This is a genomic window from Sphingobacterium yanglingense (genome assembly GCF_004363245.1).
In the GTDB taxonomy this organism is placed as follows: domain Bacteria; phylum Bacteroidota; class Bacteroidia; order Sphingobacteriales; family Sphingobacteriaceae; genus Sphingobacterium; species Sphingobacterium yanglingense.
In genome coordinates, this window is sequence record NZ_SNYV01000019.1 from 210,644 (window position 1) to 235,331 (window position 24,688).

The 24,688-nt window shown below is 38.4% G+C and carries 18 protein-coding genes; 16 read left to right on the forward strand and 2 right to left on the reverse strand.

Annotation, left to right across the window (positions count from 1 at the left end):
* The 13 genes from CLV99_RS22015 to CLV99_RS22075 all read left to right on the forward strand — a co-directional run bounded on the left by CLV99_RS22015 (position 1) and on the right by CLV99_RS22075 (position 16,404).
* Positions 1-1,254, forward strand: coding sequence for an oligosaccharide flippase family protein (locus CLV99_RS22015; RefSeq protein WP_133586675.1), 1,254 nt, complete (start codon positions 1-3; stop codon positions 1,252-1,254).
* Positions 1,245-2,453 carry a DUF6337 family protein gene (locus CLV99_RS22020; protein ID WP_133586676.1) on the forward strand — a complete coding sequence of 403 codons (1,209 nt, stop codon included), beginning with the start codon at positions 1,245-1,247 and terminating at the stop codon, positions 2,451-2,453. The genes CLV99_RS22015 and CLV99_RS22020 overlap by 10 nt, the downstream gene beginning before the upstream one ends.
* Positions 2,443-3,468, forward strand: a complete 1,026-nt coding sequence (locus CLV99_RS22025) for a glycosyltransferase (RefSeq protein ID WP_133586677.1) — start codon at positions 2,443-2,445, stop codon at positions 3,466-3,468. Before CLV99_RS22020 ends, CLV99_RS22025 begins: the two co-directional genes overlap by 11 nt.
* Positions 3,468-4,484 (forward strand): glycosyltransferase family 4 protein, encoded by a 1,017-nt coding sequence (locus CLV99_RS22030; protein WP_133586678.1) that lies wholly within the window; start codon positions 3,468-3,470, stop codon positions 4,482-4,484. The genes CLV99_RS22025 and CLV99_RS22030 overlap by 1 nt, the downstream gene beginning before the upstream one ends.
* Before the next feature lie 5 nt (positions 4,485-4,489).
* Positions 4,490-5,974, forward strand: coding sequence for a glycosyl hydrolase family 28-related protein (locus CLV99_RS22035; protein WP_162850190.1), 1,485 nt, complete (start codon positions 4,490-4,492; stop codon positions 5,972-5,974).
* A gap of 45 nt (positions 5,975-6,019) precedes the next feature.
* A complete protein-coding gene (locus CLV99_RS22040; protein WP_133586680.1) occupies positions 6,020-7,222 on the forward strand; it encodes a glycosyltransferase family 4 protein in 1,203 nt (400 codons plus the stop codon).
* On the forward strand, positions 7,209-8,108 hold the full coding sequence (locus CLV99_RS22045; protein ID WP_133586681.1) for an NAD-dependent epimerase/dehydratase family protein: 900 nt from the start codon (positions 7,209-7,211) through the stop codon (positions 8,106-8,108). Before CLV99_RS22040 ends, CLV99_RS22045 begins: the two co-directional genes overlap by 14 nt.
* A gap of 95 nt (positions 8,109-8,203) precedes the next feature.
* A complete protein-coding gene (locus CLV99_RS22050) occupies positions 8,204-9,184 on the forward strand; it encodes an MraY family glycosyltransferase (RefSeq protein ID WP_133586682.1) in 981 nt (326 codons plus the stop codon).
* Positions 9,185-9,345: 161 nt separating this feature from the next.
* Positions 9,346-10,116 carry a polysaccharide biosynthesis/export family protein gene (locus CLV99_RS22055; RefSeq protein ID WP_246032832.1) on the forward strand — a complete coding sequence of 257 codons (771 nt, stop codon included), beginning with the start codon at positions 9,346-9,348 and terminating at the stop codon, positions 10,114-10,116.
* Positions 10,050-12,512, forward strand: a complete 2,463-nt coding sequence (locus tag CLV99_RS22060) for a GumC family protein (RefSeq protein ID WP_246032833.1) — start codon at positions 10,050-10,052, stop codon at positions 12,510-12,512. The genes CLV99_RS22055 and CLV99_RS22060 overlap by 67 nt, the downstream gene beginning before the upstream one ends.
* 333 nt (positions 12,513-12,845) lie before the next feature.
* On the forward strand, positions 12,846-13,643 hold the full coding sequence (locus tag CLV99_RS22065) for a tyrosine-protein phosphatase (protein WP_246032834.1): 798 nt from the start codon (positions 12,846-12,848) through the stop codon (positions 13,641-13,643).
* A gap of 93 nt (positions 13,644-13,736) precedes the next feature.
* Positions 13,737-15,719, forward strand: a complete 1,983-nt coding sequence (locus tag CLV99_RS22070) for a polysaccharide biosynthesis protein (protein WP_246032835.1) — start codon at positions 13,737-13,739, stop codon at positions 15,717-15,719.
* A 247-nt stretch (positions 15,720-15,966) separates the two neighbouring features.
* Positions 15,967-16,404, forward strand: a complete 438-nt coding sequence (locus tag CLV99_RS22075; protein ID WP_133586684.1) for a WxcM-like domain-containing protein — start codon at positions 15,967-15,969, stop codon at positions 16,402-16,404.
* Between the two features lie 64 nt (positions 16,405-16,468).
* Here CLV99_RS22075 and CLV99_RS22080 read toward each other — a convergent pair whose 3' ends face one another.
* Positions 16,469-17,107 carry an HdeD family acid-resistance protein gene (locus CLV99_RS22080; RefSeq protein ID WP_133586685.1) on the reverse strand — a complete coding sequence of 213 codons (639 nt, stop codon included), beginning with the start codon at positions 17,105-17,107 and terminating at the stop codon, positions 16,469-16,471.
* 407 nt (positions 17,108-17,514) lie between these two features.
* Positions 17,515-18,114 (reverse strand): RNA polymerase sigma factor, encoded by a 600-nt coding sequence (locus CLV99_RS22085; RefSeq protein WP_133586686.1) that lies wholly within the window; start codon positions 18,112-18,114, stop codon positions 17,515-17,517.
* A 140-nt stretch (positions 18,115-18,254) separates the two neighbouring features.
* Between CLV99_RS22085 and CLV99_RS22090 the strand changes: the two genes are divergently transcribed.
* From CLV99_RS22090 to CLV99_RS22100, 3 genes are all read left to right on the forward strand, one after another.
* A complete protein-coding gene (locus tag CLV99_RS22090; protein ID WP_133586687.1) occupies positions 18,255-19,442 on the forward strand; it encodes a FecR family protein in 1,188 nt (395 codons plus the stop codon).
* A 141-nt stretch (positions 19,443-19,583) separates the two neighbouring features.
* Positions 19,584-23,219 (forward strand): SusC/RagA family TonB-linked outer membrane protein, encoded by a 3,636-nt coding sequence (locus CLV99_RS22095; protein WP_133586688.1) that lies wholly within the window; start codon positions 19,584-19,586, stop codon positions 23,217-23,219.
* An 11-nt stretch (positions 23,220-23,230) separates the two neighbouring features.
* Positions 23,231-24,688, forward strand: a complete 1,458-nt coding sequence (locus CLV99_RS22100; RefSeq protein ID WP_133586689.1) for a RagB/SusD family nutrient uptake outer membrane protein — start codon at positions 23,231-23,233, stop codon at positions 24,686-24,688.

Here is a 24,688-nt window from a genome sequence, read left to right on the forward strand (position 1 = left end):
GTGGCTATAATTAGTAAATTTAAGACTGGTAGTGCTAAAAAGATTTTAGAAAGCTTTTTATCACTTTCTGTATTGAATGTTGTCAATTATATTTTTCCATTAATTATTATTCCTATTCTTATTAAACGTTTAGGAGTGGAGAATTATGGGGGATATATATTTGCTTATACAGTCTTGAATTATATGAACCTTTTAGTTCAATATGGTTTCAATTTTTCTGCTACAAATAAGATTGCAAAAAATCAAGGAAATGTACAATTGATTTCTGAAACATACAGTTCAATCACTGTTATTCGTTTAGTAATATCGTTTATCTTAGTTCTTATTCTACTAGTTTTATACCTTATTATTCCAGATACTTTATCTTTATACTTATTAGGATCAGGTATTTTTTTGGGGCAAGGCTTGATACCTGTTTGGCTATTCCAAGGTTTGGAGAAAATGAAATTTATTACTATCATTAATTTGGTTGTCAGATTAGTGGCGTTTGTTTTTATTTATAACTTTGTCCAAACGGAACAAGACATGGGCTTGTTAATGTCCTTTCAATCGCTAAGTTTTATGTTGGGGGCTTTAGCTTCTGCTTTTATAGTGTACTTAACATTTAAGATTAAATTCTTTTTACCAGCATTTTCACAAATTAAAGCGGACCTGAAAGAGGGCTGGCAACTGTTTTTGTCTACAATCGGTATGAATTTCTATAGAGAATCCAATATTATCATCTTAGGATTAGTTACAAATTATACGGTGGTTGGACTTTATGCACCTGCTGAGAAATTGGTGAAAGCAATGCAGTCTTTTACAAATATTATAGTGACAGCTCTTTATCCGTATTTTAGTAGGCAATTTGTACAGGATAATACCACTGTGATGGAATCGTTTCAAAAAGTGGGAAGATATCTAACAGTATTTTTTCTTTTTGGAAGTGTAATTATCTGCTTGCTGTCTTCTATTATTATAGAATTATATCTAGGTGAAGTGATTTACAATACTGTGATTAATCTTAGAATACTTAGTTTTGTCATTTTATTGGGTGGGCTTAATTATTACTATGGTATAATTGGACTTGTGAATAGAGGAGAAAATAAATTTTTCACAAAAGCCGTTTGGCTAAGTGGTTTATCTAGTATTATCTCGTGCTTTTTTTGTGTTTACTTTTGGGGAGATATCGGTGCCTCGATAGCAATGGTTCTTGCCGAATTGATTTTGTTATTATTGGTGTTTAGAAAACTAAAAGTAATATCATGGGGCTAGTAGCTTTGATTTTAACAGTGATTCTTATTGTAATTTTGGATAGGAGAATGTATAATACATATTATACCCCAAGTATATTTTTGTCTGTACCTTTCCTAGCTATATGTATATTGTATGATTTGAATGCTGAGCGCTTGGGCTACTATAAACTTAATTATGATGTTCTATATATATGGGTTTTTGGGCTCTTTTTCTTCTGGTTTGCTGGAGTGATTACTAATTTGATTGTTCCCGTAAAAATAGTTCCTCGATCGACATTAGAAAAAGAAAACGACGTTATTATCTTTAGTAAAAAGCTGACTAGTTTTACATTTTTTCTATCAATAATACTTACTTATTTTCTCTACAATGCATTTAGATTGTATATAACCTCTGGAGGTGATGTTGTGGAGGAATATTTAGGAAAGGGGTTCCAGGCGCATCTTATACTACAATTAAAGTTTTTGTCTATTTTCTCATTTCTGTCCTTATTTGTAAAAGGGAAAAAGGTTCATAAATTGCAAAGTAGTTATATCGTATTTGTTTCACTGGCTCTTTCCGTTTTTTATGGTACGAAGAGTGGAATATTATTATTGTTGATTAGCTACTTCTTTGCATGGGTGTTTTTCTTTAATAAGCGAATTACATTGGTTCATATAATTTCTGCGCTTGTTTTTGGATTTGGAGTTTTCTATATTTCATATAGTATGGTTTTTGGTGATTGGGCGCCTGTAGAGGATATTTTTAATCATATGATACTATATTATGTTTCCGGTACAGCAGGAATGAATGCTTATTTTTCTTCGTTTGGAAGTACTGGTTTAGAACCCGAGATGATTTTTAGACCAATTTTTAATACGATTGCTCTTATTTCTGGAAATAGAGAAGAAGTCAAAGTTGCATTTTCAGATATTTTCACTAATATCGGTGAAGGTAGAGTAATAAATGTACGTACATTTTTCGGAACATTATATATGTACGGGGGGACTAAAATTGCTATCTTAGCTATTTTCATTTTTTCTTTTATCTGTCATTTAATCTTAAAAAAGGGCTTATTGACGTATAATTTAATGTATTTAGCTCTTTATACTTTTATATTATCTATAATATGTTTTGGTTGGTTTGATTTTTATTTTAACTCCCTGCTTTTTTACGAAACTATTGCTTTTGCATTGTTTTTAAATTTAATTTTTTTAACAAAAAAAAGAAATGCAACATAGGTATAACATTATTATATTAAACTGGAACGGATGGAACGATACACAAAAGTGTATCGAAAGTATTTTAAATGAAACTATTGAAAATAATTATACAATTGTTCTTGTAGACAATGGTTCTGAAGTAAGTGAGGTTCAGAATATTGAATTATATTGCAAAGAACATTTTAAGTATCCAATAATTGATGACTCCGATCTTTTTCTATCTGATAAAGTTTTAATTTCCGAAGAGTTTGCTTCTTACAATAGTAGAGACAAGATTATTTTCATTAGGAATAATGAAAACCTAGGATTTGCAGCTGGCAATAACGTTGCGTTAAAATTTTTAATGAAAAGTAATGAGCAGTATGCTGTGTTATTAAATAATGATACGGAAATTGTGGAGAATGCACTTGGGAAGATGTTTGATGTATTAAAACAAAATAACCGTATTGCGGCTGTAGTTCCTCAGATTCGATATTATGAACCAAATGATGTAATATGGAATTGTGGTGGTATGATTAATTGGTTGGGAGTTAGAAAATATGACTATGCATTAATGAACTATAATGAAGTGCCACAAGAAGGATTAAAAAAAATAGATTACGGTACGGGCTGCACATTATTCTTAGATTTGAAACAGACTGGGATTCTGACTGAAAAATTCTTCTTTGGAGAGGAAGATTTCGAGTTGGCTTTTCGATTACGAAAAGAAAATAAAGATATAGTTTGTTTATATAATGCTATTATATATCATAAAGTCGGAGCATCAAGAGTAAAAGTTTCGGAAGCAAGGATAGGAAACATGGTCTATCATTATTCCCAACGGTTATCTAATCTAAAAGAGCAGTTAATCTTTCCTATATGGTGTTTGTCTGTATTGGCACACTTGCTAAGTTCTTTAAGATTATTATATAAAGAGCCATTCTTCAAGTTATCTATATTTGTTAATATGTGGAAGGATGTCCTTAAAAATGTTAAGAATATTAAAAAGTTTGAAAAGAGCGATTACCTTCGGATAAGTACAAAAAAATATTAATGATGTTTAGTGATAGGATTTTGGTTTTGGGGTATTTCGGCTATGATACTAATCAAATAGATGGCCAAACGGTTAAAACTCGTAATGTTTATACTTTGTTAAATAATCATGATTTGGATGTTGATTATTTTGATACCCAGGTTTTTAAACGAGATAAATTTCAGTTTTTTATTTTGTTGACCAAAATTTTTAAGGCAAAAAAAATTGTTTACCTTCCTGCACACAATAACCTTAAGTTTATTTTTCCGTTATTATATCCTCTTTGTTTTTTAATGAAAAAGAAGATATTTTACTTTGTCATAGGTGGGTGGTTATGTGATTTTTTAAAGAATAAACCATTTCATAAATTTTTTCTAAAAGGAATTAAAGGAATATTTGTAGAAACAACGCTTTTGAAGAATGAGCTAATTTTGAAAGGGTTTAAAAATGTTGAAATAATACCGAATTTTAAATTCTATAAGCAAGCTACCCAGTCTGTCGTTGACAATCATAAGTTGGTCTTTATTTCAAGAATAAATAGGAAAAAGGGACTAAGTGTATTATTTAATATGATTGACCAGTTTGGAGAACAAAATAATATAAAAATTGATTTTTATGGACCTATTTATGAAAATGATAAGAAGTATTTCTATGAAGAAATAGAGAAAAGAGATAGGGCCTCCTATATGGGAGTATTAGATCCAGATTCGGTGATTGATACTCTTTCTCATTATAGTTTTATGGTCTTCCCTACAGAGTATTATACCGAGGGTATGCCAGGTGTTATTATAGATGCTTATTTCGCTAATTTGCCAATTGTTGCTACTAATTGGCTGTATGCTAATGAATTTATAGAGGATGGGAAAACTGGATTAATTTCTAAGTGGGGTGATGAAGATGACTTTATAGAAAAAGTGATTTTCTTGATAAATAACCCTTTTAAGCTTGAGCAATTTAAATCCGAGATTAATAAAAAAAAATACTTGTATACTGATAAATATGCATGGGAAGTAATTAATAAATTTGTTATCAGATGATGTTTATGAAAAATAATCAAGGATTTAATATTAAAAAATGGCTAATTTTAATTGGCTTTTTTTTACATATTAATGTACAGGCTAATGTCCAGGAGGTGATCATTAATGTGAAAGAGGTTGGGGCAAAAGGGAACGGGATTTCTGATGACACTCGAGCTATCCAGAATATATTAAATTCTTTTGACGAAAAAGGAGGAACTGTGTTTTTTCCAGAAGGGACTTATCTCCTATCAAATAAACTGGTCGTGAAAAGTAATAATATTATTATTAAGGGAGATGTTAATTGTATACTGAGTTTTTCAACAAAAAATTGTAGTAAAGAACTAAAAGGAGATGGCAATTGCGATTTAGGAATACATGTATCACCAAATTTAAAAAACATTACAATTGTAAATCTGAACATAAAAAGCAATACAACAGATCAGATGGTCGCTTATGGAATAAACGTAAGAGATTTTGTTGAGAATATAGTGATTAGTAATTGTATACTAGATGGTTTTACTGGAGGCATTTTGTTCAATCGATTGAATAAGAACATAAAATGTGATGATAATATTTTTCGAAATATGACGTTCGTTCCAAAGGCTAAAGCCGGTGGCTACGGTATAGTATATCAATCGTCAAGTAATACGAGTACTACCGGCAATGTATTTGAAAATACGATTTATAGACATGCCTTATATTATGCAAGAAATCCAAAATATTCTGAATCCGGACAAGATCACGTTTTTGAAAATAACACTGTTTATGGAAGTGTACAAAATGAATATTTAACGGGGTATGAACTGTCATTTAAAATTCTTGGCAACTCTAATTTTAGAATTGAAAATAACTCTTTTATTGGTGGAGTTGGTCATATATGGATGACAAGATATAAAACTGGTGCTGATCAAAATTGTAATAACATCGTAATTAAAAGCAATACTTTTAAATCGATTATAAATAGACCAAAATCTAAGGTATATGCTATAGGTTCCGATGATCAAGCGAATTCTTATAATTTGCGAATCGAAAATAATACTTTTACAGATAATGATGTTGATTATCTTATTAAGATTCAAGAGGCAACAAAAGTTTTTATTGTTAATAACGTGGCTAAGAACATTATAAAAGGAGATTTTCTATATGTCGAAGGAGGCGCTCATGATTTAAATATTATCGGAAATAATATAAATGGTATAAATACTAATTATAGTGCTTTTGTTATTGGGGAGCAGGGTAACAAAAAGTTTTCAAGTGATATTTTGATGAGAAATAATGATATTAAATCCCAAGGTAATGGTATTGTTGCTAATAATTTGGTAAAAGGAGATATAAACGATAACAATTTCTATGTAGATAATATTGGAATTGTTTTTTCCGGGATGAACTATGAAGGAGTTATTTCCAACAATAGATTTTTTAAAAGTAAACAAGTTATATCCGTTAAATCTAATAATGTTTCTCAAAATGCGAGAGGTAATTATTTTAATGGTAAAATAATAAAGTAGCTACTAGTAGTGTATAACATATAGTGGATTAAAATTTAGACTATTTTGAAAATTGTATACTTTTATCAGTACTTCTCTACTCCCAAAGGCTCTTGGGGAACTAGAGTTTATGAATTTGCCAAAGAATGGGTGAAAGATGGGCATGAAGTCACAGTGGTAACGAGTGTATATAGCAAATCTGATTTGAAAGCGACGAATCTTATTGAAAATCAGTGTTTTGAAGGTATACATGTCAAAGTGTTAAATGTTACGATTGACAATAAGCAAATTTTTTTAAAAAGGATATGGTCTTTTTTTCAGTATAGTATACTGTGTTCTTACTATGCCGTCAAGCTGCCAGCAGATGTGGTCATTGCATCTTCTGGTCCGATAACGATCGGTATTCCTGGATTAATAGCACGTTACATACGTGGCAGAAGACTTGTATTCGAAACCCGGGATCTATGGCCCGAGGGTGCTATTGAGTTGGGGATTATAAAGAGCCCCATTGTTCAGCGTATCGCATATTGGTTTGAAAAAGTATGTTACAGGGCATCGTCATACATCGTCACGCTTTCACCAGGTATGACAGAAAATATCAAACGCAGATTTAGGATCGAAAATATAACTGATGTAACCAATGCTGCGAATATTGAGTTATTTTCTACGAAGAAAGAATTTTTGACCCCAATCCTTACACCGAAAAGCTATGCGATATATACGGGAAATATCGGTATGGTGAACAATTCCTATTGGCTGTATAATGCCGCCAAAGAATTACAGGTCTTAGGCCGTGAAGATATCAAGATCGTGCTGATTGGGGAGGGGCAGCAGCGGGAGGAATTGGAGGCGTTAGCAATTAAAGAAAATGTGACCAACTTTATCCGCTTGGGTCTTATGTCGAAAGAAGAATTGGTGGCCTATGTTCAAAATGCTTTTGTTTCCTTAGTTCCACTCAAAGGTACTCCGGTGCTGGATACCTCTTCTCCAAATAAATTTTTCGAATCGTTGGCCGCTGGGGTTCCTATCATTCAGAATACACAGGGCTGGATGAAAGAATTTCTTTGGGAACATGCCGTGGGTTATACTTTGGATCCTAGTGATCCGAAACAATTGGCGCAGATGCTTATACAGATGAAAGATAATTCGGTTGAGACTGAGGCGATGGGAGTACGGGCGTTGGATGTTGCAAAACAGCACTTTGATAAGTATTATCTGGCCAACAAAATGTTAGACGTATTAATGAAAGTCCATCATGATAGGTATTAGTGGGTCCTCTGGCTTTATCGGTCAAAATTTGCTAAACAGCCTACATGAAGCAAAGTGTATCTCTTTAAGGGAGAAAGACTGGAAAATCTTAGCAAACAACTGTGATGTGTTGGTCAATCTTGTAGGCAAAGCCCACGATCACCGAGGAACAGCTACCGAACAGGATTATTACTACATCAACTTAGAACTTACTAAGGAAGTTTTCCATGTTTTTAAAGAATCATCTGCGACACTTCTGATTCATGTGAGTTCGTTGGCAGCATTAGAAGAGTTTGAGTCATCCAAGCCACTGACAGAAGCTGACGAATGTCACCCTAATTCTTGGTACGGACTATCCAAGCGGGCAGCAGAGATATGGTTAATGAAACAGAAGTTTTCGGCCGACAAAAAAATAATAATCCTACGCCCTCCTATGGTACATGGATCCGGTGATAAGGGGAATTTAGGCCTACTTTATAAGCTAATTTCTAAGGGGATTCCCTACCCGTTGACTTCTTTCAATAATAGCCGGTCCTTTATCTCTATGGACAATTTTTGTTACTTTATCGAGCAAATTATACTGCATCAAGATAAATTGGATACAGGAATTTATCATATAGCCGATGACGACGCTGTTTCTACCAAAGATATTATAGAGATAATAAAGAAGGTAAGCGGAAAGCGTGTGCCAACTCTAGCACTACCGAAACTCCTGGTTAAAGCTATCGCAAAAGTTGGAGATAAGGTACCTATTCCATTAAATACACCACGTCTTAGGAAAATGACCAGTGATTTGTTGGTCTCTAACGAGAAAATTAAGCAAGGGTTGGGAATAGAGAAGTTGCCGTTGACAGCAAAAGAGGGATTGGAGAAGACGATTAAGTCATTTAGTGAAAGAAGTGAATGACGAGTGATAGGATGACATAGTAATGAGTGATAGAGTGACGGAGTAACAAAGGAAAAGGTAAATGGGGAAAAAGTTAAGAAGTTAAAGCGTTAAAGATGGTTTATTTAGTTGTATTTATTTCATTATTTATTTTAGAGCTGGCTTATTTTAAGGCAGCGGATAGGTTTAACATTATCGATAAGCCGAATGAGCGCTCTTCGCATACGACGATTACATTGCGGGGTGGTGGTATTATATTTTACTTCGGCGCGTTGGCTTTTTTCGTGTTATCGGGATTTCAATATCCTTGGTTTTTTCTGGGATTGACATTGATGACGGTGGTGAGTTTTGCGGATGATGTGATGACACTATCGAACAAGATTCGCCTCTTGGTGCATTTTACCTCAGTATTGCTGATGGCTTATGAACTGCATCTGTTTGCTATGCCTTGGTATATACTCTTGATAGCCTTTGTGGTTGTAGTAGGTGTCATCAACGCCTATAACTTTATGGATGGGATTAATGGAATTACGGCTTGTTATAGTCTGGCTGTGGGAGGTTTGTTACTTTGGGTTAACCAATCTGTAAATTTTATCGATTCCAATTTGTTGATCTATACCTTGCTATCGGTACTGGTTTTTACTTTTTTTAATTTCCGTACAAAAGCAAAGTGTTTTGCAGGTGATGTAGGCTCGGTAGCGATTGCTTTTATTCTGCTTTTTGCACTGGTGGCTTTGATTATTAAAACGCAAAGTCTAATTTATATATTATTCTTGTCTGTATATGGGATAGATGCAGTGTGGACTATTGTTCGAAGGCTAGTGAAACGAGAGAATATTTTCGAAGCGCATCGGTCTCACCTGTATCAATACTTGGGCAATGAAGCGGGAATCAATAAATTGGTGGTTTCGTTGTTGTATGGCATTGTTCAGCTTTTGATTGGGCTATTGGTAATTCGAATGGCACAAGAGAGTTTAAATGGACAGGTAGTTTTTGCGATTGGTTTGTTGTTTGGAATGTCAGTGCTATATCTATTAGGGAAGGGATATTTGATTAAGAAATATGTTAATGTAAACCCAAATATGGCTAAGGTTTAAGGGAATTTGCATTTGTGTTTTATTATTACTATTAATATTTTACTTTTGTGGTTGGTTTGTGCTGATATGGTTTGATTTTTGTTTGTAAGCTTTGAATTATTGGGAATGCCATGCTGTTGAATTGGGACAAGCCAATTTCTTTTAAAAGACGATTATTTAATATGAATAAATTTTACTTCGCTGTACTGTTGCTTCTTGTCTTGGTCTCTTGCGCCTCGCGCAAGGAGATTATCTATCTACAACCTTCTTCTGTAGAACTTGAAAACCTGTATACCAAGCATACACCGAGAATACAGCAGGAAGACCTTTTGACGATCACCATATCGTCGGCAGATATCAAAGCAACACAGCCTTTCAACCAGCAGAATGCTTATCAGATGCAGGCTGCTGCTGCTAGTGATCTTGCATTTAAGCCGACCTATTTGGTTGATGCTAATGGAGAGATTGATTTTCCCGTATTGGGCAAGGTTAAAGTAGGTGGTTTGTCTAGGTTGGAAGCTACAGACAGAATAAGGGAGCGCTTGAAGCAATATATTGTAGACCCTGGGGTCAATTTGACCTTTGCGAACTTTAAGGTGACTGTACTTGGAGAGGTGCGTACTCCTGGCACCTATACGATGAAGCAAGAAAGGGTTACGGTATTGGAGGCGCTTGGGCTAGCTGGAGATATGACGATAAAAGGACAGCGGAATAATGTGCTGTTGATACGAGAGCAGAATGGCGAGAAACAGATGCAACGCTTAAATCTATTGTCCGATTCGGTATTGAATTCGCCCTACTATTACCTGGCACAGAATGATGTAATCTATGTAGAACCGAACAATTCGCAGGTGCGGAACTCCCGCTTTGGACAGGATACCAGCGTGTGGATATCTATCACGAGCCTAATGATTACTATTATAACTTTGGTGGTGACCAATTCGAAAAAATAAGCATGAACCAACCTACTTCAAATAATTATAGAAAGATAGAAACAGAAGAGCCAGAAATCAACCTGAAGCAGCTGTTTGAGCAGTATGCTTTTTACTGGAAATGGTTTATAGTATCTATAGTTCTATGTTTAATAGCGTCTTTTGTCTATCTGCGTTATTCGCAGCCCATATATAATGTGAACTCAAAAATCCTCTTACAGGATGAAAAACAGCAAGGAGGAGAATTGGTCGCCTTATCAGAGCTGTCTTCGTTAACAGGAATGGGAAGCGGATCTGCCTTTGTGACAGACCAGATTGATGTGATTAAATCTAGACGAATACTACGTAAGGTGGTTGAAATCAATAGGTTAAATGTCACTTATGCTAGTAAAGGTAATGTGAAATCGACTGAATTATTAGAGGCAGAATCGCCGGTACGACTGACATGGGTAGATAACAATAATCCAAAACTTGATTCCTCTTCTTACTCATTCACATTTACACATGTTGAGGGCGGCTCTGCGAGCTGGAAAGATGATGATGAAGGTACACGTCAATATACGCTGGGACAGAAAATATCGACTTCACTCGGGCAGGCTTTGCTATCACCAAATGTGTCGAATAAGGCGTATGGCACGTATCAGATACATTATGAGCCGATTGATAAGACCGTGGATGATTTACTAAAAGATATCAGTGTTTTGCCGAATAAGGATAAGCAGTCTTTCATTGTGAACTTCTCCATGAGCCACACGCATAAGGCGAAGGCAGAAATGATCCTAAACAGTCTGATCGAGCAGTACAATACAGATATAACTGCGGATAAAATGCAACTGACGAGAGCGACGTCTAATTTTATAAACTCTCGATTGGAGCTGATATCCAAGGATCTAGCTACAGCCGATTCGAAGGTGGCAGATTATAAAGATCGCAATAATCTAGTAGATATGGGGTCTGAAGCACAGCTCTATATGCAGAATGCTACGGAAAATGAACGTAAACTGATTGAGTACCAGACGCAGCTGCGTCTGGCGGATATGATGCGATCCACTGCTGAGGAGAGTAAGCGCGCATTATTACCCTCGAATATGGGGCTTGCAGATCCTTCTATCGAAGCAACGATTAAAAACTATAATGCGTTGGTATTGGAAAGGGAAGATCTCCTCAAGTCCGCAACATCTGACAATCCGGTAGTACAGAATATAACCCGGAATGTTGACGAATTGAATAAAAGCCTAGAGCTCTCGCTGCAGAATTATAGAAAGGTATTGCAGTCGAATGTAAATGCATTGCAGACACAGAAAAACAAGTTTGAAGGGAAACTGGGGCAATTGCCTAACCAGGAGCGGGGATTTAAAGATATCTCCCGCCAGCAGCAGATCGTGGAGCAGCTCTATCTATTCTTGTTGCAGAAGCGGGAAGAAACAGAGATAAAGGCTTCGGCTACGCCAGCAAACTTAAAGATTATAGATGCGGCTTATGGCTCAGATATTCCTGTAGCGCCTAAGAAATCTATTGTTCTTTTGGGGGCGTTGATTGTGGGGTTTTTAGTTCCATTTGGAATCTTATATCTTAGGTTCTTATTAGACAACAAGATTCAATCCCGTAAGGATATAGAGGCAGTGTTGGCAGCACCGATCTTGGGAGAGATGCCGACCTCGGAGGATCCTGTGGTACGGGATAATGATCGCTCTTCACTAGCGGAGGCCTTCCGTATATTGCGGACTAATATCTCCTTTATGTTGGGAGCCAAGAAGGATTCGGCGGTGATCTTTGTAACCTCAACCACTTCTGGCGAAGGCAAGTCTTTCGTGTCGACCAATTTGGCTCGTATTCTATCTATGTCGGGCAAGAAGGTGCTGTTGATCGGTGCCGATATCCGGTCTCCTAAGGTATTGGATTATCTAGGATTGTCACATCTACAACATACTAATGTGGGAATTACGCAGTACCTAATCAATCCGGATATGGATATTGATAATATTATTCTCAAAACCCCAGAAGGTTACCGCTTTGATATTATCTACTCGGGCTATATTGCACCTAATCCAGCAGAGCTATTGATGAATGGGCATTTTGATGATGTGATCAAATATGGGAAGGAACATTATGACTATGTGATCGTCGATACGGCTCCGGTTAGCTTAGTAACAGATACCTTATTGATCGCGCACAATGCCGATCTTACGGTGTATGTATCCCGTGCCAATTATCTGGACAAACGCTTGCTCAATGTGCCTAAGGAGCTGTATGAGGAAGGTAAACTGAAGAATATGGCCGTTGTGGTTAATGATGTGGACTTTGCTAAGGGCTATGGTTACGGATACGGTTATGGTTATGGTTATGGTGATATGGGAAATAAATCGCTACGTGAGCGTATAAAAGGGAAAATCAAGAAATTGTTACAAAGGAAGTAACATCTTTCGGATTGAGTATAAAAGGATAGCCTAGATACTACTACTGGCTAAAACATCATTATTCTGCACAGAATAATGATGTTTTTTTATGTATATAGCCATAAAAGGCCTGGTTTTTGAGTTTGTTTTTTATAGTTGTAATAAATATTATACAAATCAGATTGAATGTTAATTTATTATTACGTATATTGCATACAATATTAGCTTGCTTAACATCAATATAGTCTAGGCTATTCTACCAAATCGATATTAAGTAAGACAACTATCTATGTAGCGAAGTAGAGAGTAGTTACGTTTAATTAGATAATCATAAACTTATTTTAATAGGGGATAATGGGTTTTTTTTCGAAGTTATTTGGCAGATCACAAGGTGAAGCAAAGGTAAGAACGCTGGGAAAACTAGCGTTTTTAGAGGTAGATATGCACAATCATTTACTACCGGGGATAGATGATGGTAGTCAGTCGGTGGAGCAATCTTTGGCATTGATTAAAGGGTTACATGCACTGGGTTTTGAAAAATTTATATGTACACCGCATATCATGGATGGTGTACATCCTAATACCAAATCTACTATCGCTGGTGCATACGACGATTTAAATAAGCAACTACGAAATACGGATGCTAAGGTGGAAGTTTATGCTGCTGCGGAGCATATGATCGATGAGGGATTGGATAAACTGATCGAAAAAGATAACTTGTGTGTGATGCCAGGTGGCTACGTGTTGATAGAAATGTCTTACCTTTCGGAATCCAAGGCACTGTTTCAGACGATAGCCGATATCCAAAAACTAGGTTATAAACCTATTCTAGCGCACCCCGAGCGTTATAATTATTACCATTACAACTTTGATATGTATAAGCAGATCAAGGATACAGGTTGCTTATTGCAGCTTAATCTCTTGTCTATCAGTCGGTATTATGGTACCGAAGTGAAAGTAGCGGCGCTGACGATGATCAAGTCTGGTATGTACGACTTTGTAGGTACAGATACGCATCACGAGAAGCATCTCGCTGCTCTTCAGGATGTTGTGACCAAGTATCCGGTGCGGGACTTGCTAAAAACCTGTAATATACAGAATGCTTCGCTCTTGGGGCATCTTCCCAATAAATCGATAGTTTCTGTCGGTTAGTTTATTTATAGTCGTTTCAATTAAAAGCGGCATGGATTTTGCAAGCTCGATTTTGTAGGAGGAATACGGCGTATTTTTCCTATTTTTATATAATTGCAAAAAGAATTGGATAAGTTGTCGATAAAAGTCAATAGTTGGCTAGGAGAGTTAAAAAAACGATTGCGGAAGGATAATCCGCGCTGGGTGGTCTTAATGATTGATGTCGCCATAGTATATACCTGTTACTTATTGTCCAATGTGTTGATCAATAGTTTTAGAGGTATCTTTTCGGTCGATCTGATGCTACAGAAGTCTATTCTGATTGTATCTGTATATACGTTGACCTTCTGGTGTTTACAGAGCTACAAGGGAATAATCCGGCAAACGGGGATATCGGATGCGGTACATATATTCAAAGTGGTAGGCTTGGCTTGTCTATTATTGGCTATACCGACTATTGTGATCCGTAATTTTGTTGCTAAAGGAACGGTATGGGGAGATTATCTACGCCTATCCTACAGTGTGATCTTTATGCATGGTTTCCTCACGATGGTAGCTATGGTAGCTGCTCGGGTATGTTACCGTAACATTTACGAAAAGCTGTTCCTGCCACACCGTAAGGTAAAATATGCTTTAATATTTGGCGCTTCGCGTCCGGCTCTCGTGGCCTACTCGCTGCTAAGAGATGATAAACGTTCGAAGGTAAAGGTGTTAGCTTTTGTGGAAGATAAGTCGAGCCGTATAGGTCGGCTGATGGCCGGAATTAAGGTCCTCGACATAAGACAGGTCGATGAGACTTACATCAGTGACCATAATATCGAAGAGGTAATCATTGCGGTGGAGGACAATAATCCGGAGCGCATGGCCAGTGTGTTGGACCATTTTCATGCACTGCATGTGGAGCTTAAGATCATGCCACCGGGAAGAAAACTGTGGCAGGAGGGCAAGAAGCGGGAGATACGCGCGTTGAAAATTGATGATTTATTAGGAAGACCTCCTATAAAACTGGAGAATCCTGTTGTAGAAAAAGAGCTGAAGGGACGGGTGATTCTGATCACGGGTGCTGCGGGATCCATAGGGTCTGAGTTGGCGAGACAGATTGCTCTCCAGGATTATGCTATGTTGATTCTCCTGGATCAGGCAGAATCAGCTCTCTATGATCTTCAGCATACGATACGCTTAAAAAATCCAGAGAAAACCCGATTTGTAGTGGGCAACGTGCGGGACAAGCGTTATATGCGGAAGATATTTGATACGTACCATCCCGAGTATATTTTTCATGCGGCAGCTTATAAACATGTACCATTGATGGAGAGCAATCCTTACGATGCGTTGTGGACTAATCTATATGGCAGCCGTATTGTAGCGGATCTGGCAGTGGAATATAAAGCGTACAAGTTTGTAATGGTATCGACCGATAAAGCTGTGAACCCAACAAACATTATGGGCACAACGAAACGTGCTGCGGAGATATATGTAAGTTCTTGCAATAATATTGGGGATACAAATTTTATTATTACGAGGTTTGGAAATGTATTGGGATCAAATGGGTCGGTAATACCGCTTTTTGAAAAGCAGCTGGAAAAGGGAGGACCTTTGACCCTAACGCACCCGGATATCACGAGGTACTTTATGACCATACCGGAGGCTAGTCTACTCGTACAGGAGGCCGCAGTAATGGGGGGAGGCGGAGAGATCTTTGTTTTTGATATGGGCAAATCGGTGAAAATCATAGATCTGGCCAAGCGTATGATCAAACTGAAAGGACTACGCTATCCACAGGATGTTGACATCAAGATCGTAGGGTTGAGACCAGGAGAAAAAATATTTGAAGAGCTTTTGGCGAATGATGAAAACACGAAAAAGACGCATCATCCGAAGATATTGATTGCAGAGGTCAACCAATCGGATATGGAGTCTAGGAGAAACCTGATCATTGGCTTGTGCAAACTCTTGGAATCGGATCATTGTATGGAGTCAGAGCAAATGCAATTGGTAGGTCTATTGAAAGAGATTGTGCCGGAATTTAAATCGCAGAACTCGATTTATGAAGCGCTGGATAAGTCTGAGGTAATTTCTTCAGGGCTGGAGGGTTAGAATGAAGTGTGGCTTATTAAGGTTCTAGCCAGTATGTCGAAATCATCATAGCGGCAGCTACAATAAAAAGACTAAAGGCTATTGTAAATACTCGCGCTTCGTTAGGGAGGTTCTGAAAGAAATAATTTAGTTTTGACATGTTAAGTTAAAAGATAGAACTATGTCGTCATGAGCAAAATCCTTGCCACGTTTTGAAAAAGTAAGTTGTGTAAATGTTTTGGACTTCATATTATAGCTTGTATAATTAATGATAGATACTATTAAAGGGGGAATAGCCTCCGACCATCGGGGATCAATCCGTTTTGTCAATGAATTTGATATGACGCAGGTCAAACGGTTTTACAGTATAAGAAACGCAGATGTAGAGCTGGTACGCGGATGGCGTGCCCATCGGATCGAGCAGCGCTGGTTTTATGTACTCTCGGGTTCGTTTGTACTGGATCTGGTGAAGATTGATGACTGGGATAACGCCTCGGCAACATTACCTGTAGAACGTAGGATCTTGAGGGAGGAGGAAGGAGAAGTATTACATGTGCCGGTAGGATATGGTACGGCTTTTCAGGCTATGGAGGAAGGGGCAGAGCTCCTGGTATTTGCAGATCATGGTATAGAGCATGCCCCAAATGATGATTATACCTGGCCGGTAGATTACTTTGTGAAGAGGGATGGGGTTTTGGTTTTATAAGGATAATAGAATAAAAAAGGTCAACAAGTGATGTACTTGCTGACCTTTTTGCTTGAAAGTATTGTTATCCTTTACGCTGCTGATAGAATTCGTCCTTGAGGTGCTGGAATTTCTGTTTCCATTCTTCGGACATGTCGGCTGTTTTGTTCTTGATTCCCTTAAGCTGAAAAGCAAGGAAACAGGCTGAAAAGCCAATGGATATAATAGCTAGTGCGACCCATATGACTAAGGAAAGGCCTGCAAAAGCTGGATTCCATAGTAGGATAAAGCTGAATATTAATCCTAAGACTGCCCACACGGTAATCCAGCCCCAGTTTTTGCTACCATACTGTTTAAGGTCAAACGAAAATGCCATCAATTGTATAGAACGGAACATAATATAAAAGCCGATCACGAAAGTGAGTGTCATAGCAGACATGGCAGGATTGGCGAATAATAATGCCCCAAAAAGAGTATATAGTATACCGCCAGCAAGATACCAACCCCAACCCTCGATTTCATCCTTGTTCTGGACGGCAAAGACAATCTCTAATAACCCCGAAATAATAAAAGACCAAGAAAAAAGGATGGTAAGTGCCAAGAAGGAGGCGACAGGAGTACTGATGGTATAGAAGCCCAATAGGATAAGGAGTATACCGATGATTAAAGGTATATACCAGTGTTTGACCGAGTTTTTAATGGTTTTGAAAAATGAATGTTGCATAATTAAAATATTAAAGGTTGTTTGATAAATTGAAATACATAAATGACCGTAAAATTATATAGTAGATGCCTTTTCTTTAAGATACGGACTTCTTTAAGTATTAACAAGAAAAGTGACTTTAGGTTTTATAAAAAAAGCACTTCTCGGATAGAGAGGTGCTTTTTTAGTGTTGTTGGGTTGTAATGATCCCTTAATCAAAATCGAAGAAATCGGATAGGAATGATTTCTTTTTCTTCGGGTAATGCTGATTGTAATCTCTACTATCTCTCTACTTCCAGTAGTCGCGGTCGTCATGACGATGTGCTGACCGGTCGTAGTGATTGTCCCGGGGGCGTTCTTGAGAGAAAATTCACCTTTTTTTAACGTAATGGCTATTCTTGAGTTGAGCCTCGGTAGGTGGACTTATACTATCTGCGTCCAATATAGTCGAAAAGGAGACAGTATAAAAGGATTTCTTTGTGATGCTGCTTTACGAACTGGCGCAAAAATTTCATCGCCAACACGAGTTGGTTACTGATGGTGGCAGGAGAAATGGAAAGGGACTCGCTGACCTCCTTGTAACTTTTACCTTCAATTTTACAGAGTTTAAAGATCAGTCGCCGTTGTGGAGGTAGTTGCTCAATGGCAGATTCTAGAATCTTCCAATCTTCTTTGCCGATGTAGCTGTCTTCAACGGATAGGGCGGTACGCCCTTCACCGAATAGTGAGATATTGTCGTGTACGACCTGAGTCCGTAAATTTTTGCGGAGTTGGTCAATAGCCATACTGTTGGCCGCTTGCATAAAATAAGCGTAGAGGTTGTTATCAGGGTCTATATGCTCCCGCCCAGTCCAGATCTTGATAAAGATATTATGTAGGATCTCATCGGCATCATCGGGATTCTTGATGAGATAAAGAATACGACGATACAGGGATTTAGAAAAAGCACAGTATATAGACTCGAACGCTTTTTTATCACCGCTGATAAAAGCAATGCATGTGGCGTTGTCTATAGTGTGTTTGTACATCGTAATGGTTAGCAGAATAATACTCTTGTGAATTTAGTCGAATTTATCCTTTTAAAAAAATATATTTTTTTCTGATCGGGATAGTGAGTTTATAGATCTCGTGCGTATACATTATAAAGACTGGCCAAAAAGAAGCTTATATGATAAACCAAAAAATAAAAGATTTATTGGAAAAACACCTTTCAGATGGATTGAATACGGTAGAAAGGGAAGAGCTGATGGTTATGTTGGATTACCTGTCGGACGATGAGGTAGCGATGCTCTTGAATGGTATCGAAACTCCGGACTTGTATACAGCAGAAATTCCGGAAGAGGAAATATCGTATCGCTTGGACAGAATCAGAGATGAGTTATTCGAACGGGATAAAGTAAAGGAACTGAAGGAGTACCGTGCACAACCTGTGTGGAAACGTGTGTCTAAGATCGCAGTAGCAGCTTGTCTCTGTGTTGCTATGGGATGGGGGCTATACCAGTGGAGATGGCTGCCGAAGGAGGAGGATCTTATGGTAATCGAAACTAGGGATATTGACCCGGCAGAACCTGTGGCATTGATCACTCTGGGTACGGGTGAAACTATCCGGGTGGATTCGACAGAGGTGGGTCTGATATACAGTAAAAATGGATTGAATGTCTATAAGGATGAAGATGGACAGATTATCTACAAGGATAGTACGGGTACAGAAGATATACCAAGCTACCTGACAATACATACACCGAAGGGAGGCTTTACGAAGATAAAATTAGATGATGGTACACTGGTCAAGCTAAATGCGGCTTCTTCTATACGATATCCGACTAGTTTTAAATCGGATAAACGGGATGTATTTGTCGAAGGAGAGGCTTTTTTTGAGGTGCAACCGGACAAGGATAGACCATTTAGGGTGCATTCCCAAAAACAGATTATCGAGGTATTGGGAACTTCGTTCAACTTGATATCCCGAGAGAAATATGCGAAGACCACATTGATAGAAGGAAGGGTAAAGATTGTGGCAGAAGGTAAAGATTATTTCCTGAAGCCTGGACAACAGGCATTGGTGGCAGATGAGGTGGAGATTACAGATGTCCATACGGCCAGTTCTGTGGCCTGGAAGAACGAAAAGTTTGTATTTGATAATAGTTCTTTTAAAGAGATACTACGCGAGGTAGAGAACTGGTATGACGTACAGATGGTGTTTTTTGATCAGGGTCTGGACGATTTGCAGTTGTCGGGGACGGTATCCAGAAATGTGAAATTGTCTGAACTATTAAAAGTTATAGAGATAAACAGCAATTATAAATTTGAAATTAAAGAAAGGAGGGTTCTTGTAAGACGCGCAGCAGCGAGGTAGTAAAAAAACAGAACTGGAGGTGTTCCAGCACCCCCAGTAGACGGTTTAAAAACGTTGAATGACTAATTACAAATTTTTTTAACCAGTACAAATATAAGGAATGTATGTATAACTCCTTATAGATGTGCTTAAATCACAATTATGAAAAGACGAAAAGTGATGGTGTCCGCCTATGAATCTGAGGATAGGCAAAGGATCATGTTCGCTCTAAGTTATCCTACACTTTTAGCAATGAAATTAACTACAATACTTGTGTTCTTGTTTTGTATCCAGGCCTCTGCTAGCAGTTTTGGACAACAGGTGACACTTCATCTCAAAAAACAACGGCTACAAACGGCTCTGAATGAAATTCAGAAGCAGACGGGCTATAGCTTTTTGATGAACTCGAGCCATTTTAACAACGCCAAACCGGTAACGATCGAGGCAAATAAAATGGAAATAAGAAAGGTGCTCGACGAGATATTTGCCGATCAGCCGTTCAACTATATTATTTCGGACCGTATAATTACAGTAAATCCGGCCTCATTGAGAGATGAGGAGGTAATCCAACAGGAGATAAAGGGAAAGGTGGTCGATGTGAATGGGAAAGGAATTGCTGGTGTTACTGTGGCTGCGGCTGATGGAAGTAAAGCGACGAATACAGATGCCGAAGGAAGATTTACAATTGCTGTAAATAAGGGCGTTACGTTGCGGTTTTCGTTGATAGGGCATAAAATGGTCACCAAAACTGCTACGGAAGGGGTGGTCGTGACTATGTTGCTGGACGATAAGGACATTGATGAAGTTGTTGTAACAGGCTTTCAACGGATCAATAAAGAGAAGTTCACTGGCTCAGTGAGTGCTGTGGACAAGAAAAATATAGACCGGTCAGGAGCAATTGATGTGTCCAGGATGTTACAGGGGGCTGCTGCAGGGGTGTCCGTGCAGAATACTTCGGGTACGTTTGGAGCTACACCCAAAATCCGGATCAGGGGTAACTCCTCTATCTCGGCCAATCAGGAACCGCTATATGTTATAAATGGTGTGGTGATTACTTCGCCGTCTAATGTAGCGGTGAATCAATTATATAGTGGTGACCCGGCTTCGGTATTAGGATCAGCAATAGCCGGATTGAATGCACAGGATATAGAAGATATACAGATACTAAAAGATGGTGCAGCGACGGCATTGTATGGTACACGTGCGGCTAATGGGGTGATTTCGATTACTACTAAGAAGGGCTCGTATAACAGTAAAAATGTGAATCTAAGTACAGCGCTTTCCGTAGGACTGAAACCTAATGTTGGAGAATTTAACTTAATGAATTCGGGACAGGAAATGCAGCTCTATAAGGAGATGTATGATCGTGGGTATTTATCAAATGCCAATTGGCCAACTTTTACGGGTGCTTTTACAGAAACCTATAGACAACTGGCATTAAGGAATATTGATCTGGATGGAGCTTATGCAGAGCTTAATAGATCGGCCAGAGCAAATACAGACTGGTTTGATGTGCTGTTCCGTAATAATCTAGTGCAGGAGCATAATCTATCTTTTTCGGGAGGAAGTGATAAGCATACCTACTATGTATCAGGGAGTATGGCTGACGATAATGGGCAGGCTGTCGGATTTGGGACGAAAAGATATACAGCAGATATGCGTACTACGCTAAATGTGACCTCTAAGCTGGATTTGGATATTAATCTGAATTGGAGTTCGCGGAGTCAGTCTACTCCAGGTACAAATGAGTCTAAAGCATTAGCAACCAGCAATTTTTTTGAAGTAACACGGGAGTTTGAGATAAACCCGTTTCTCTATGCTATGAATACGAGCCGGGCGAAATATCCTTATAATCCGGATGGATCGTACCGATATTATCTAGAGAACCTGGCACCTTTTAATATTGTGGAAGAGCTTAACGAGAATTTTAATGATATTAAAGCGCAGGAAATACGGGCTATCGTAAAGCCAACCTATAAAATTACGAAAAACATTACCTATAGCGGAACATTTGCTGTCCGCAAGAATGTAAATCAGATAAGTCATATCGTAACCGAACGCTCGAATATGGCAAATGCCTACAGGGTAGATTATAATGATGTATTACGGGATCAGAACGCGCTGTTGTATAGAGATCCGAATGACCCATTTGGCTATAAGGAGACCATCCTCTCGGAGGGAGGATTTCGGTATTTATGGAATAATACCCAGTCCTTTTGGAGTGTACGTAATCAGCTAGCCTATAATCAAGAAATCGGTGATCATAAAATTGACTTTTTGGTAGGGTCGGAGATTGAAAAGACCTATGTGGATAGGGTGTACTCAAAAGCTTACGGCTATATGTACTATGGTGGAAGAATAGCATCTCCCTCAAAGATGGCCATGATCTATGCGATTAACAAGGACGATCCAACGTATGTAGAGCATTTTCAGGATAGGAGAAACGTCGGTTTCTATGCAAACCTACAATACACATTCAAAAACCGCTATAATTTTGATGTCTCGGGCCGTCAGGATGGTAGTAATATGTTTGGACGTATGCAAAGAAGTAAATTCTTGCCTAACTACGGCTTGGGATTTGCCTGGAATATAGACAGAGAGCCGTTTTTTGAGAAGATCAATACGAACAGAACGATTGACTACTTGAAGTTTCGGGTAAGTCATGCGTTGCGCGGAAATAGTTTTGAAACATCACCAATGCTGGATGCATCAATTTTTAACTTGCCAAGATTGGACCCGTCAAATAATGCAAAAGGAATCAGCATACTCGCACCGGAATTGCATAACCTGGCTTGGGAGAAGGACTATACGACCAACTTTGGACTGGATATTTCTCTGTTAAATCGCTTGACGCTAGCAGCAGAATACTATACAAGAAAGAATAAGGATCTGGTAGTGCCGTTTAACATTGCGCAGGAAGATGGTTTTACATCCAAACGGATCAACTTTGGATCGATGACCAACAAAGGGATCGATCTAACGCTGGGCTATAATAATGTCCTAAATAAACAGGAATTCAAGTGGGATGTCAACCTAATCTACGGCTATGTAAAGAATAAGCTTATTGATGGCGAATTGCAATCAGCGATGCTGGGAGAGATCACAAACCCATTGGGCTACCCATTGACAGGATATCCTAAGGAAGGGCTATACGGGTATAATTTTGCAGGGTTGAATAAGGAAGGTAGACCAATGTTTAACGGTGAAAATGGCCCAGAAAATGGAATCATGAAGTCATCAAGGGATAGATCGTTGATTTCTTATTTAGGGACACGGCAGCCGACAGGTACAGGGTCGATCGCTAACTCTTTCCAATATAAAGGAATCGAACTCCGCGTATTCCTGACTTATTCCTATGGACATAAGGTGTTTACTACGCCAATTGCGCAACAGACGTATAATGACTCTGGATCGAAATCAGGTGACCTGAATTATAGATGGCAGACAATAGGTGATGAGAATTATACGAATATACCTGGATTGCTAAGTACCATACAGCGGAAATACCTGGAATCAGTAGGGTTTGGGGATGAACAGGCGTACAATAGATCTGATTTTCGGGCGGTAGATGCAAGTAATCTGCGGATCAGTGAAATCCTATTGGCTTATGATCTTGGAGGGGTGTTAAAAAGGCAGTACCCATTTGTAAAGAATGCCCGGGTGATGCTTTCGGCAAATAATATTTATTACTGGACAAGTGGTAAGTTAAGAGGAGTAGATCCGGATTTATACCTGAGCGGTGGTACGGCATTGCCTAATCCGAGATCGTATACAATGCGTTTAATTTTTGGATTTTAGGAGGAAAGTACATGAAAAATTTTAATATAATTATACTATTTGTAATAGCGCTAGGCATGTTGAGTTCCTGTGAGAAATTTCTCGATGCGCCTTATGATAATCGGGTCGAACTCAATGACGTCGCTGATATTGAGCTTTTGGTGACGAATGCTTATCCCATGCGGGCAGATCTATTTGCCGAAATCATGACGGATAACTTGCATCATTATGCTACCACAATGCAGGCCAATAATGGACCGACCTATCTGCCATTATTCCGCTGGGAAGATGAGTTTTCGGATGCAGTAACAACAGCGACACCAACACATGCCTATTCGCATTATTATAAAAAGATATACGAAGCTAATCTAATTATCGAGTCGCTAGCAAGCGCTGACGGTGATGAACTACATAAGAATGCACTGCTAGGAGAAGCATTGATATTAAGAGCATACGGCTATTTTTCATTGGTAAACCTATTCAGTATGCACTATAATGAAGCGAATAATGCGACAAACCTCGGGGTGCCGTTGATAATAGAGGTTCCAAAAGAAAATAGAGGACTGTACAACAGGGCGTCTGTAAAGGAGGTGTATGAGCAGATTGATAAAGATGTAGAGGAAGGGCTGGCTTTGATGAAGAAAGGGGTGTCATTCGTGTCACGTAGTCCATATCGCTTTAATATAACCAGTGTGCATGCTTTTATGTCGAGAATAAACCTATATAAAGGTAAGTGGGAAGAAGCAGCAAAGTATGCGGATCTCGTGGTGGAAGAAAAAGGGGTAACAGTACGTAAGATGGCTGAGGATGTAGCACGGAAGATAAATACGACTGAACAATACTGGGCGCAGGAGATTATGAATCCAACTATACACCCCAATTTGTTGTTGGTCAATCAGGTGACATCGACTTTTTTGTGCCGTCCTTTTGGTTATCGTTTGGGAGGATTTTACATCGCGCATGACCTTTTTTACACAACACCGGCTACGGATTATCGTAAAGATCATTTTAGTGCCGGAGGGACGGTAATTGATAGTGTGGCTCTTCCGGTAAAGTATGGTAACCAACCGAATAATCCGAATGCACTACAGGTGAGGTATGATTGTTTTACGATGGAGGAGGTATTGCTGAATCGTGCTGAGGCAAATCTGCGTAAAGCAAATCCAGATATAGCAAAAGCGATGTCGGATGTAGAAGCTATCCGTAAGGAACGGTTTTCTGCGACTAACTACAGGACATTACCAACGCCGACAAATGTAGAAAATGCATTAACTACACTGATAAAGGAGAGAAGATTAGAACTATTGGGACAGGGATATCGTTGGTATGATATCAAGCGGTTAGGAATTGAGGTGGAACATCGGATGAACCGCACAGATGGAAAGACCGCTGTGATATTAAAACCAAATGATAAAAGGACAGCAATACAGATTCCTTTACAAGCACGTGTAGGCAACCCGTTGTTGGACGATCAGTTAAACCCTAGATAA

Bases quoted from the DNA above. Each gene is read 5' to 3' on its own strand.
- CLV99_RS22050 (WP_133586682.1), top strand. From the start codon at position 8,204: ATGGTTTATTTAGTTGTATTTATTTCATTATTTATTTTAGAGCTGGCT.
- CLV99_RS22090 (WP_133586687.1), top strand. From the start codon at position 18,255: ATGATAAACCAAAAAATAAAAGATTTATTGGAAAAACACCTTTCAGAT.
- CLV99_RS22075 (WP_133586684.1), top strand. From the start codon at position 15,967: ATGATAGATACTATTAAAGGGGGAATAGCCTCCGACCATCGGGGATCA.
- CLV99_RS22065 (WP_246032834.1), top strand. From the start codon at position 12,846: ATGGGTTTTTTTTCGAAGTTATTTGGCAGATCACAAGGTGAAGCAAAG.
- CLV99_RS22080 (WP_133586685.1), bottom strand. From the start codon at position 17,107: ATGCAACATTCATTTTTCAAAACCATTAAAAACTCGGTCAAACACTGG.
- CLV99_RS22095 (WP_133586688.1), top strand. From the start codon at position 19,584: ATGAAAAGACGAAAAGTGATGGTGTCCGCCTATGAATCTGAGGATAGG.
- CLV99_RS22055 (WP_246032832.1), top strand. From the start codon at position 9,346: ATGAATAAATTTTACTTCGCTGTACTGTTGCTTCTTGTCTTGGTCTCT.
- CLV99_RS22025 (WP_133586677.1), top strand. From the start codon at position 2,443: ATGCAACATAGGTATAACATTATTATATTAAACTGGAACGGATGGAAC.
- CLV99_RS22030 (WP_133586678.1), top strand. From the start codon at position 3,468: ATGATGTTTAGTGATAGGATTTTGGTTTTGGGGTATTTCGGCTATGAT.
- CLV99_RS22100 (WP_133586689.1), top strand. From the start codon at position 23,231: ATGAAAAATTTTAATATAATTATACTATTTGTAATAGCGCTAGGCATG.
- CLV99_RS22035 (WP_162850190.1), top strand. From the start codon at position 4,490: ATGAAAAATAATCAAGGATTTAATATTAAAAAATGGCTAATTTTAATT.
- CLV99_RS22045 (WP_133586681.1), top strand. From the start codon at position 7,209: ATGATAGGTATTAGTGGGTCCTCTGGCTTTATCGGTCAAAATTTGCTA.
- CLV99_RS22085 (WP_133586686.1), bottom strand. From the start codon at position 18,114: ATGTACAAACACACTATAGACAACGCCACATGCATTGCTTTTATCAGC.
- CLV99_RS22020 (WP_133586676.1), top strand. From the start codon at position 1,245: ATGGGGCTAGTAGCTTTGATTTTAACAGTGATTCTTATTGTAATTTTG.